The sequence below is a fragment of the Shewanella litoralis genome (genome assembly GCF_009828585.1).
Classification (GTDB): Bacteria; Pseudomonadota; Gammaproteobacteria; order Enterobacterales; family Shewanellaceae; genus Shewanella; species Shewanella litoralis.
Genome location: NZ_WSRZ01000006.1, coordinates 98,575 through 110,948 on the forward strand (window position 1 = coordinate 98,575; position 12,374 = coordinate 110,948).

10 protein-coding genes and 1 riboswitch are annotated in these 12,374 nt (G+C 42.8%); of the genes, 3 read left to right on the forward strand and 7 right to left on the reverse strand.

The window, feature by feature from the left end; translation table 11 throughout:
• Positions 1–63: 63 nt before the first annotated feature.
• On the reverse strand, positions 64–498 hold the full coding sequence (locus GQA99_RS07215) for a DUF3069 domain-containing protein (protein WP_160053223.1): 435 nt from the start codon (positions 496–498) through the stop codon (positions 64–66).
• Between the two features lie 631 nt (positions 499–1,129).
• Between GQA99_RS07215 and GQA99_RS07220 the strand changes: the two genes are divergently transcribed.
• Both GQA99_RS07220 and queG read left to right on the forward strand, forming a co-directional pair.
• Positions 1,130–2,992, forward strand: coding sequence for a tetratricopeptide repeat-containing diguanylate cyclase (locus tag GQA99_RS07220; protein ID WP_160053224.1), 1,863 nt, complete (start codon positions 1,130–1,132; stop codon positions 2,990–2,992).
• A 40-nt stretch (positions 2,993–3,032) separates the two neighbouring features.
• Positions 3,033–4,259, forward strand: coding sequence for a tRNA epoxyqueuosine(34) reductase QueG (gene queG / locus GQA99_RS07225; RefSeq protein ID WP_160053225.1), 1,227 nt, complete (start codon positions 3,033–3,035; stop codon positions 4,257–4,259).
• Positions 4,260–4,302: 43 nt separating this feature from the next.
• Here queG and GQA99_RS07230 read toward each other — a convergent pair whose 3' ends face one another.
• Positions 4,303–4,509 carry a dodecin gene (locus GQA99_RS07230; RefSeq protein ID WP_160053226.1) on the reverse strand — a complete coding sequence of 69 codons (207 nt, stop codon included), beginning with the start codon at positions 4,507–4,509 and terminating at the stop codon, positions 4,303–4,305.
• 376 nt (positions 4,510–4,885) lie between these two features.
• Between GQA99_RS07230 and GQA99_RS07235 the strand changes: the two genes are divergently transcribed.
• Entirely contained in the window at positions 4,886–5,791 is a 906-nt protein-coding gene (locus GQA99_RS07235; protein ID WP_160053227.1) for a LysR family transcriptional regulator, read from the forward strand.
• Here GQA99_RS07235 and GQA99_RS07240 read toward each other — a convergent pair.
• The 5 genes from GQA99_RS07240 to GQA99_RS07260 form a co-directional block, all read right to left on the reverse strand.
• Positions 5,771–6,511 (reverse strand): HDOD domain-containing protein, encoded by a 741-nt coding sequence (locus tag GQA99_RS07240; RefSeq protein ID WP_160053228.1) that lies wholly within the window; start codon positions 6,509–6,511, stop codon positions 5,771–5,773. The two genes, GQA99_RS07235 and GQA99_RS07240, sit on opposite strands and share 21 nt — an antisense overlap.
• A gap of 117 nt (positions 6,512–6,628) precedes the next feature.
• Positions 6,629–8,620: a TonB-dependent receptor gene (locus tag GQA99_RS07245; RefSeq protein ID WP_160053229.1), complete on the reverse strand. Its 1,992-nt coding sequence runs from the start codon at positions 8,618–8,620 to the stop codon at positions 6,629–6,631.
• 128 nt (positions 8,621–8,748) lie between these two features.
• Positions 8,749–8,945, reverse strand: a riboswitch (cobalamin riboswitch).
• A 144-nt stretch (positions 8,946–9,089) separates the two neighbouring features.
• The gene (locus GQA99_RS07250) at positions 9,090–9,755 is read right to left on the reverse strand and encodes a hypothetical protein (protein ID WP_160053230.1); all 666 of its coding nucleotides are present in this window, start codon (positions 9,753–9,755) and stop codon (positions 9,090–9,092) included.
• Between the two features lie 128 nt (positions 9,756–9,883).
• On the reverse strand, positions 9,884–10,201 hold the full coding sequence (locus GQA99_RS07255) for a DUF3622 domain-containing protein (protein ID WP_160053231.1): 318 nt from the start codon (positions 10,199–10,201) through the stop codon (positions 9,884–9,886).
• A 128-nt stretch (positions 10,202–10,329) separates the two neighbouring features.
• Complete coding sequence (locus GQA99_RS07260) at positions 10,330–12,246, reverse strand: peptidase U32 family protein (protein ID WP_160053283.1); 1,917 nt, start codon at positions 12,244–12,246, stop codon at positions 10,330–10,332.
• Positions 12,247–12,374 lie beyond the last annotated feature (128 nt).

Consider the following 12,374-nt stretch of genomic DNA (forward strand, 5'->3'; position numbering starts at 1 on the left):
GGGATAAGGGATGAATTTATGCTGTTTAAAATCAATACTTTACCCCCCCCGACCTCAGGTTACTTAAGCTGACATGACTTGCTTAAAACTGTTAAACATTGAGCGATCGGTGCGGGCTTTTTTAAGTTTACGGATACACTCTTTTAGCGACTGCTCCGCTAAACGGCCAAATACACCATCATATTCATTGTTATTCATTTCTTCTTCAGAGTCTGCACTATCGGCAATTTCTTGTGCCACACGGCTTAATTGCATCCAGGCATTGGCAATATAAAAGCCATGAAATTCTGCTTTGGGCATTAACTTCTGCGCACTGCCAGGCAAAGCTTCCCAGGCGTTAGCAAATGCATTGGCGTTATCTTCAACCAACTCTTTAAACAAGCCTTCATACGCTTCTTGAAGTGTTTCTGGTAATTTGTCCATGGGTAGCACTTTATTGGCTACATTGTATGAAATTTGCTTGGCCACTTTTTCATATTCTTGATCAACTTTGCTCATGGTGTTCTCTCTACTTTTAGCAACAATGTACATAATATGTGGTCTATACCCAAACAACCTGAAGATGCTCGATTTCAGCAAGAGTTTACACGCGTTTAGGCAAGGCATTGATTGCGGGTAATGGTCGTTCCCTTTCCAAAATCAATAACGCAGCATAAACACGTGTAAAACTTGCCCTTTGGGAGTTTCACCGTGTTCCCACTACGTTGTTGCGCTAATTTATAAGGTACCTACATTACCGCATTAACGCGCCTAGTATTGAAAACACGGTGAAGCTCTGAAACACGGATCTTCAAGTTGATTGGGTATATACTCAGGCGCGGTTAAGCCGACTCTGTAAGGCTATTCGGGCAAGTGTATGTAAAGCCACAATCACAAAGGCGTCTTTATACTCGCGTAGCTATGTGAATGCAAACGCCAACATAGATAATATTATTGCAAAACGGATACAAAAACGTGTGCTAAACCTGCCAAAAACAAGTGTAACAAAACTTTAACACGCTATAATTTACCATGAAAAACACACCCGCAAGACATTGATACAAAAACACGCTATTCTTGGAAAAGTTAAGCCAAAAATAATAATTAATGCTGAGACTCCGACACTTTGTTTACGCTAAAAATAACGCAAATGACTCGCACGATCGTACTCATGCTTTTAATGGGATTGAGCAGCATTGCATATGCCAATCCTATCGAAAATAAACGTGCAGATGAAATTTATCAGCTTTTTGATAGCGGCAAATTTTTACCCGACGACGAAGTAAGCGAACTGCTACAAGAATACAAAAACAGTTTAGCCTCAAATGATACCGTCAGACAGCAATTGCATATCCGCTTAACATGTTGGAACTTCCCTTACGACACGTCAGAGCAAATGAAGACAGCGGTTGCTTATGCCGACGAATACCTAAAAATATACAGCCAACCTAGCCCATCCCTTATTCAAGTCGATTTGCAGTTGTGTAAATCTTGGTATTTGCATTATTTAGGCCAAAATAGCTCGTTATTTAGTATTTTAGATAACGCTATAGACAATGCTTATTTGCTTGAAGACCCACGCCTTATTGCAGACGGACGTAGCATTAGAGGCACGATATTATCTTACATGGGTAACTTTTCTGCCGCGCTAGAAGATCTCATCACAGCACAAAATTTATATGAAACCCTTAACATTCCTTATTGGGCAAACGTTAATTTAAGTGAGCTTGCCAACAGCTACAGACGCTTTGGTGATGCTACAACAGCCTTAAAATATCAATTAAAACTCGAGCAAGTCTATCTCAAAAACAAGCAGCTATATGCCGCCAATCAAACTAATAGTGAAATAGCTATGTCGCTTGAAGAACTCGGGCGCTATCAAGAAGCGATTGTACGTTATCAAAAAACACGTGATTTTTGGCTCAAAGAAAAGGAATTCATTGCCGCCGCCGACACCTCGATTAGCATTGGTGGAAATTTAATCCATCTAAATCGATTAGATGAAGCAAAATCAGTACTTGAGCAAGCCGAAAAGCAAATTAAATCTGATAACGAAGGCAGTTATAGTTATATGAATTTGTATCTTGCCCAAGTCCACTACCAATTAAACAATAATACTCAAGCACTCACCTATGCTCAAAAAGCTGAAACTGCATTTCGTTACAGTGAAAATGCTCGAGGGCTCAACAAAGCATTGCGTTTGAAAAGTCAAATTTATCAAGGTTTAGCGCAATGGCTTGAGGCCTACCAATCATTATCTGCATATGTTGAATCACATCTAGCACTCGACAAACAAACCATGTCAGACAGAAACACTGAAATGCAGACTCGTTTTAATACCAACAAAATTCAAACTGAAAATGACTTGTTAGTGCAACGAGATAAAGACAAAGAACAACAATTGCAGATAATGCAGCGCAACGAAAACATGCAAATCATCATTATTATCTTAGTGGCGATCATTTTAATCATTGTGTCGATTTTTGCCTATAAACAATTGATGCGTAAAAAGTTGTTTAGACGCCTCGCCATGACCGATGAACTCACTAAATTGTCAAATAGGCGTGATACCTATTCACAGGGGCAGCACTTTTTAAAAGTGGCTCAACTCTCTGGCAAACCTTTCTCGATTATTTCTTTCGATGCCGATCATTTCAAACAGGTTAATGACCAGTTAGGCCATGAAATTGGTGACAAGGTGCTCGTTAAGTTGGCATCGATTTGTGCCAGTATGATGCGAGACACCGATGTGGTTGGCAGAGTGGGCGGTGAAGAATTTTTAGTATTATTGCCCAATATTGATAAAACCACCGCTATCGAAATTGCTAAGCGCCTAATCGAAACCATTGCGCATTACGATTGGCAGCAAATTGCCCCTAACTTAGCTCAAACGGTCAGCGCAGGGGTTGCGAGCTACAGCAATGAAGTCGAACTGTCGCCATTATTACTCAAAGCCGACAAAGCACTTTATTCTGCCAAAGCTGCGGGCCGAAACTGTGTTAAAGCCGAGTAAAACGGGTATAATTTCTGCGTGTTTACTCAATGATAGTGTTATGACTGCATCGACCCCAGAATCAACGCCAGATCAACATATCGATCTTACCAGCCAATCACCTGAGCCATGTCCATTGACAGCGGCCCAGCTTGATGCGCTCAACCGACAAATCAAACTCTGGGGTAAAGAACTCGGTTTTGCTCACATTGGCGTGGCAGACATTGATTTAAGCCAACATGAAGCGGGATTACAAGACTGGTTAGACAAAGGCTATCACGGTGAAATGAACTACATGGCGAGCCATGGCATGATGCGTGCCAGGCCTAATGAGTTACACCCAGGCAGCCTCAGAGTCATTTGTGCACGCATGGATTACCTGCCACCAGACGCTGGCTTTGCCAGTAATTTAACCAATCCAAACTTGGCCTATATATCTCGTTATGCTGGCGGGCGTGACTATCATAAAATGATCCGTCAACGGCTTAAAAAGCTCGGCGATAACATTACGGAACACTGCAAAACCCTCGGATTTGATGCAACCGACTTTAGGCCTTTTGTCGATTCAGCACCAATATTAGAGCGGCCGCTAGCAGACAAGGCTGGACTGGGCTGGACTGGCAAACACTCGCTGATTTTACACCCCGACGCTGGCAGTTGGTTTTTTCTCGGTGAACTGCTCATTAACCTGCCTTTACCGTTAGATATTCCAATAAAAGAAGGCTGCAACACCTGCGTTGCCTGCATAAAGTCCTGCCCAACCGATGCCATCGTTGCGCCTTATGTTGTCGATGCGCGCCGCTGTATTTCATATTTAACGATAGAGTTGCAAGGCGCTATCCCAGAAGAGTTTAGACCCTTAATCGGTAACCGAATTTACGGCTGTGACGATTGCCAATTAGTCTGCCCAGTTAACAGCAAAGCCCCACTGACAGCAGAGCCCGACTTTCATACCCGCCAACCACTTATTCAACCCGAGTTAATCGATTTATTTAGTTGGTCAGAATCATACTTTTTACGCCAAACAGAAGGCAGCGCCATTAGACGTATCGGCCATAAACGCTGGTTACGCAATATCGCCATAGCATTAGGTAATGCACCTGCAAATCCAGATATCATCGCCGCACTTGAACAACGTAAACTCAGCGACGAAGTCGATGACATGGTGCTAGAGCATATCGATTGGGCCCTGGCACAACAAAAGCAAAAAGCGCCACAAGAGGCGCTTTCACGTAAAACCCAGCGAGTCATCCGCTCAGTACAAAAAGGCCTACCAAGAGACGCCTAGGTTTTTGAGTGTTTTTGTCTGAGCAGGCTAAACCGTCATGATGTTAAGTATCTAAGGTAAAGCCCACCTTTATGGTGACTTGCCAGTGAGCCACTAGTCCTTCCTCCAAATGACCACGGGTTTCTATTACTTCAAACCAGCGTAAATGCTTAACCGTTTTATTGGCCTGGGCAATGGCGTTTTTTACTGCATCGTCGCTGCTGATTGGCGATGAACCGACAAGCTCAATAATCTTGTAAGTATGACTCATGCTTAGCTCCTTATTTTCAGATCATTAAAGCGCTATTAATAAATGATTAATCCTTTATCAGTGTAGCCTTAAGCTTGTCTGTTCGCTTTTTTCTATCGTGCGAGGCGTTATGGTTTCAATCCTATAACGCAAGTGGGCTCTACTTCTCTTCAAATAGGCGCTTAGGTTAAGCATCTAACTGACCCAGCAACAACTTGAAGCTCAGTTATTGAATATTGTATACAGCAAAGTCGCTTTATTAACTAAAATTAATAGTTAAATATGTACAAAAACTCATACAGGCGTCTGGACGTCTAGAAGTTTATTGTGTTACTCTGCTGCCAAGCAATCGAATTGATTTCATCAGCTAGTTGAGCAAGATTCATGTGGAGAGAAAATGATAGAGCTTAGACACCTTCGCACCTTGATGGCGTTAAAAGAAAGTGGCAGTTTGGCAGGTGCAGCTAAAAAGCGGTTTGTAACCCAGTCGGCGCTTTCTCATCAAATAAAAGAGTTAGAAACTCGAATTAACTCAGCGATTTTTGTGCGCAAAAGTAAACCGTTAACTTTCACTCATGAAGGTGCGCGACTGCTGAATTTAGCAGAAGAAATCTTACCAAAGGTGATTGCAACTGAGTCTGATCTTAAACGCGGTCTTGAAGGTGAAAGTCAGCAGCTTAAATTAGGCATAGAATGTCACAGCTGTTTTCGTTGGTTAATGCCGGTGATTGAGCAATTTAAGCACCACGCTCCAGCTGCGCAGATTGATATTTCAAGCCGCCATTTATTTGATTCACTTAATGCGCTAGAAACAGGCGGGTTAGATATTGTGCTCACCTCTGATCCGGTTCCTGGTCACAGCGTGGCGTATCAACATTTGTTTGATTTTGAAGTAAAGCTCGTGACATCGAGTGAGCATACCTTAGCGAAAAAAGCTTACGTAACGCCAACCGATTTAGCAAAACAAACCTTGATTAGTTACCCTGTACCATTAGCTCGTTTAGACATTTACAAACACTTCTTAGAGCCTGCAGGTATTGAACCTGGAGAGCAAAAGCAATGCGACTTAACGTCAATGTTATTGCAACGAGTGGCTTGTAATGATGGCGTAGCGACATTACCAACATGGTCAATTCGTGAAAGCCAGGGCTTAAGTTTAGCTGCGGTAAAATTAGGTTCAGAAGGGCTTAAACGTCCGTTGTTTGGTGCTTATCGCCGAGACGCCACTAATGCTAATTTGATTCAAAAGTGGCTTGAGCTTGTTGCAAGTGAAGGCATGGCATTACAACGGATTAATCAATAGTTTCCGTTTAGATAACACGCGTCGAAGCACAAGTCCTGCAGAGTCAGGGTTTTGTGTTTGACGTAAGTTATGCGCGATTAAAAACTCTTCACGTAAATCATCATCTAAGCCTAACGATTCAAACGCTTCTAAAGACAGTTTTTGTTGCTGTTGGTCAATCAATGACTTAAGCACTTTTAAAGACACAGGTCTTGGCAGTTCTGCATTTAAATAAGCAAATGCCGTTAAGGCTATCACCTGGCCAAACACACTAAATAAGGCTAAGGTTTGCACTTCATCAGCATCGACTTTTATCCCCGCTCCAGCTTCGTTTTCAGCTCGCAGTAACTCGATACAATCATGGGCTATAGTTTCATTTAACGCCCAGTAACCCTGGACTAGCTTTTTGTAAGGCTCGGCGAGTTCATCAAGACGTTCTTTTAAATAAAATGAAAAAGCATAACGGTAAATATTCACCTGACCTAAACGGATTAAGGCATCTTTTACACTGCGGCTTTTGGTTGACACAACCCCTGCATTTTGCGCTGTATTACTGCGTTGTAATAAATGAGCGGCAAGCGCGGGATCGGCAGAAACGGTATCAATAACAATGCGAATATCAGCTTCATTAATGAGTGCCTTTTTTAATGGGATCAAAATACCACGGCGACCAATCACTTGCTCTTCATTGCCAATAATCGCTTGAACTTGAGTCAGCACTTGTTGTTCAAGATTTGTCATATGCATCAGTTACCTTTGGTGAAAGAATCAGGCTATAAATTAATTTAACGATATATTAAAACGAAAGCCAGTAATAGTTACTGGCTTTGGTGTTTAAGCTGAGTTCAGCTGAGTTGATTAAAAGCGGTAACCGGCCGTTATTCTAAATGAGCGCCCAGTACCTGAGTAATAACCATTACCAAAAGACGAGTAATAACCTGTTCCTACATAGTCTTCATCTAACAAATTATCGACACGCAAACTCGCTGTCCAGGCATTACGCTGATAGTTTAACGCGACATTTGTGAGTACATAACTGTCGAGCTTATCACCAGCATTACTATTATCGCCTTCCATGTAACGCTCACCCGTATAAACGCCTTCAACAAAGGTTTGCCAATGATCTGCAAAATCGTAACTCATGTACGCTTTACCAGAATGCTCAGCGACCCATGATAGTGCTTTACCCTCGTTTTCGCCTTGGGTAAATTCGGCATCAATATAGTCGTACGAAGCGCCTAACAGCCAATCATTTGCTAACTGCACTTCATAAGTCGTGTTAATACCAAAACGACGAGACTCATCAGCGTTTACGTTTGCTCCACCACCGTAAGGTCCGTCAGTACGGCTGCCGTCGTAAACAATCTCATCTTCCAAATCAAGGCGATAAAGGTTTAACTTAACGGTTTGCGTTGCACCAGTCCAATCCCAGCCAGCCTCAAATGAGCGCCCGGTTTGTGGATCTAATCCTTGCACGTCTAATGGCGTGTAGGCTTGCTCATCGACTTTTGCAAAACGGAAGTTATCATTGGCGCGAACATAAAAACGATGTTCTACACTTGGACGATAATTGACACCTAACTCTAATGCATGAGCATCGTTATCTAGTTCAATACCCTCTGCATACAATAATTGATCAGTTAAATCGTCGGTTACTTCAGAATAACGACCACCAACTACATATGACAAGGTTGAGGTTAACGGCACCGTTGCTTGAACATAAGCACTTTGCATGGTTTGTTGGTTATTACGCTGAATATACAAGGTATCAAAGTCAGCCTCACCTCGGCTCACATCAATACCAGCAACCATAGTTAAGGCACCATTTGCTAACGGATAGTTCGCGGTCGCTTTTGGTGAAAAGCTCAGTAAATCTCGATCAATATGCCCTGCACTGCCAAACAATAAGCTGCTCATTGAAGTGTCTGAATACGTTAAATCTGCGCCCAGCGCCCATACATCAGTGAGCTGATATTGATAGCCACTGCGAACGGCGGTAGTGATTTCGTGAGAATATTCACCGTCTGAAAAAGACGCGACTTGACGAGGATTGTCTTCATATTGCGCTAAACTTAACGCCCCAGGAGCCTGGCGATCATTATCGAAGTAATTCACTTCTACATAAAAATCTTCAACATCGGTTTGGTACTGAATACGACCTAGAATAGAGCCTGTTTCGTTGTCGTTATTATCACGATAGTTATCGCTTTGGTTATAACTGCCCGCTAAAAAGTAACGCCAGGTGTCGTTAATTGCACCAGAAACATCGCCTTTAACTTCATAGGTGTCAAAGCTGCCGCCACCCACTTGCAAGCCACCAGCGGTTTGGGTTGGGGCTTTGGTAATAATGTTAATCACGCCGCCTACCGCTTGGTCGCCATACAATACACCCGCACTGCCAGATAAAATCTCAACGCGTTCAATTAAGTTAAGTGGGATGGATTCAACGCTTGGTGCAGAAATATCGATATTATTTAACCGACGACCGTCAACTAAAATAAGGGTGTTATTAACCGCTTGCGAAGCTGAAAAGCCGCGCATCGAAAAGACCGCACCAGAATTATTATCTGAAACTTGAATGCCAGATTGGCCGCGCAGTAAGTCAGTAAGGTTGGTTGCACCACTCATTTCAATATCTGCAGCATCGATGACATTGACATTAGCGGCAATATTTAACGGATTGGTTTGATTGCGACCAATCACCACAATCGTCTCATCCATTGTCATATCTGACTCGGTTGACGCGCTGGGTATTGATTGTGTCGAGGTTGGTGCTGCAACAGCGTTAAGGCTCGTTGCGCAAAGCATTGCACTGATTAATAGTGCGAGTGTAGTTGGTTTAGTACCCATTTACCTTTAACTCCTGAAAGGAAAAATGGGGCAAAAGCGCCGCAACATTGACCACCACTTTTGGGCTTACTCAGCAGAGCAAACCCAAAACGGCATAACATCACATCTCGAGATCTGCCCACCGAAATCTCGAAATCACCTTTATGGCCGGTCTCCGGACTGAGGTTACGGTACTCAATAGTACACACGAGCCAAGCAAATATGCTTTGCATATTGGGCTCTCACCTATCACCGTTGCGGGGGCAGTACCAGACTTTCACTGGTTTCCCGATTCTCCAATGGGTCGATATGACTCAACATTGGCACCGTAAAGATTGACTAAACTGATATAAATATAAAATTAGAGCTCAATGGCTGAATGGATTAATAACGACAGCCATAAACTTCGGCAGGATTATAACGGAATCAGCACGTTGCTGATAGTCGCCTCGTTGTATATCAACCCGCAGATTACTCACGTTAGTGCGATTTAAGGCTCAGCCATAAACTCGCGATAATTGTTTTGGGTTACAGGCGCTGACTCGGCTGCAAATACAGCGGTACGAATGGATTTATGCACTAAAAAAATATCTTCATCATCGCTAATTACCGTAAAGTAGCCCATCTCGCCACGAGGGCTGGTAACGTAAGACTCAGACACAATAGCAGAAGCATTATGAATGTTAGGCATACTCGTACACCCCAGCAAACCATGCACCGCTTCATAACCTTCAACTTTCATGCTGCCAAGTTGCTGATAAATCACTTCACCCTGGCAATGTTCTTTATAGGTGTCTGCCATTGAATCTAAAAACTCTTCAGGCTCAACATCTTCGGCAAGCCCTTTAAAGCCCTGCATACACACGAGGCTAGACCAATCATTAAGAGTTTCGTTGGCGGGAATAAATTCAGCCATGGTCATGTCACCGCGCTTTTCGTTAAAAGCGAGTTTCCATGAAAGAGGAGGTAAAAAGCCGAAGGTTTGCGACACAGTCGTTAGCCGTTGGACGTCGCTAGACATAACAAGCACGCCAGAGGCATCATTGTCAGATTCTAATGTGACCAATGCTGGAAAAGTAGCATACGCGGTATAGGGGAATAAACTGAATATTCCAACGCATCCCGCGTAGCTGATAACTGCAGCAATCTTGTTCATCCCAATGTCATCCTTGCTAGGTCAAGATGTGACGATAAGTTGACTAAAAATCATTCTAATTATGTATATCCTATCCTGAACATACAAAAATTGAAACTTATCTATAACATTTACACCATTGTAAAATGTTAGTTTAACTCTTCGTCGTCTTCGTCTTCTGCGTCAAATAGCTCATCTTCATCAACGGCAGATTCAGCTGCAATCGCCGCTGCTAGACTTTTCGCTTTAAGATGCTTTTCTGTTTTACGCTTGTTGCGATCTGCTTGCTTAGACAGGAACCCCTGTAGAGACTGCTCGCCCCATGCAATGGCTTCTGCTTCTGTCGCAAAACCATCTTGGCTTTTTGATACGATGGTTTTAGTCGCTGTCATACGACGAGTGATTTCGGTTTTCCACGTGTTTTCAACTTGTGTAACACGTAAACCGTACTTTTTGCTATCGCTCATAATCTTTTCTATCCTACTTTGGGCATCGCCAATGCAAAACCCATTAAATTTCAGCCGCGCAGTGTACTCGATACTCACGAGTTTGGGCAGCTATTATTGGTTATTTTTAACGCTTTTTTGTGATCGCGTTATTGCTGCTTCACTAACTGGTTTGAGCCCACAATCATCATTTCACATTTGTGGCAGTCAAACACCAGTTTTAACTTATCTTTGCCTACATCTAAAAACATTGGGTCAGCTTTAATACCTTCAACTTCTTTAGGGCATAAATTAAAGCTGTAGCGTAAACAATGCTTGGTCACCATCAATGGCGCATCATGCAACACGGTGTTTTTTTCGTAGGTGTCTTCGATTTGAATCACACCATGTTGTTCATAAAACGATTTGGCTTTTTCGTTGGCCACGTTAGATAAAAAGCTTAAGGCTTTTTGCGGGAAACGCGCTTCTTTATTATGCACCCAACGCTCTGGGCGCTGATACGCAGCAACGCGAGCCGCCATTAACTCGCTCACAGCATCACGGCGCAATTCGTTGACCATTGATGCCGGTAAAAACCACATTTGCTCGGTTTGCAGGTTGATTTTATTTAACACAAAATCGCTGCTACCTAATTTACCTAATTGCTTCTTTAAGTTTTCAGCCGTTTTAGCCTGGTCATTTGCCGGAGCTTTATCACATGCCAATGTCGCTGTAACACTAATGTTATGTGCGTCAGTAACTGTTAGCCCTACACCATCATCGGTATCAAAAAACTGCATGTCGACACTGATTTTACGCGTGGCAGAGTCTTTGTTTAGTGTGGCTTCAAACTTGTGGTCAAAGTTACGGAACATCATCACACCAACTTTTAAATCTTTTGGCACCTCGGTTAAATACAAGGTATTGCCGTCTGCGCGGTTAACTCGTAAACCAGATAACTTGTCATCAGACAGGCGCTGAGTTTCGTAATGCTCAACGAAATAACATAAGCCATCACCATTATTAAACAGAATGTCTTTGCCACTTTCACTGGTATCAATTTTGATAAAATCTTTACCAACTTGAGTAATACGGCCAATTTTTTCACCAATAAACTTAGGTGAACTAAAATGCTCAATCGCTTCGGTACGCTCGTTAACGAAATAGTCCGTTTTACCGCGGTTAAAGCTCTTATCTGGGTCGGGGGTAAAGTTAAACTCGCAGCGACCATGAGATATCGATTCAAGATCGTTACGCTTAGCAATAATCGCATCTAATTGCTGACGATAATGAGCGGTCACGTTTTTAAGATAGGTAATGTCTTTTAAGCGGCCTTCAATTTTAAACGAGCTAATACCAGCATCTATCAAGGCTTCTAAATTGTCAGTTTGATTGTTGTCTTTAAGCGACAACAAATGCTGATTTTCCGCTAATACGTCGCCATCACGCGTGGTTAAATTACACGGCAAGCGACACATTTGAGAGCATTCGCCACGGTTAGCACTGCGGTTTGAGTACGCATGGCTTAAGTTACATAAGCCGCTGTAACTAACGCACAATGCCCCATGAATGAAAAACTCTAATTTCATTTTTGTGCTAGCGGCAATATCACGAATTTGCGGAATATTCAGTTCACGCGCTAATACCACCTGCGAGAAACCCACCTGTTCAAAAAACACGGTTTTTTCAGGGCTGCGGTTATCGGTTTGCGTGCTGGCGTGCAAGGCTATTGGCGGTAAATCCAGTTGTAAAACACCCATGTCTTGAATAATCAAGGCATCAACGCCGGCTTCGTAGAGTTCCCATATTAGCTTTTGCGCTTTGTCTATTTCGTTATCCATTAAAATGGTATTTAAGGCAACAAACACCTGGGCATGATAACGATGAGCAAACTCTGCTAAGCGAGCAATGTCTTCAACACTGTTGCCAGCATTGTGACGCGCGCCAAACGCAGGACCACCAATATAAACCGCATCGGCACCATGACGAATCGCTTCAATGCCGTAATCAGCATTTTTTGCCGGTGCAAGCAATTCAAGTTGGCGCTTTACCGGAGCCTCGGGGGTAAACAATTCTACAGAAACCATAATGTTAACTAAATTTCGCTCAATTCGGATAAAAAAGTGCGCCAACATACTGATACCGTCTTGGTGACATTAGTATGTTGACGCACTCGCATAGTCTTGTATTTTAGCAAACTTTAAACAAAGTTCTA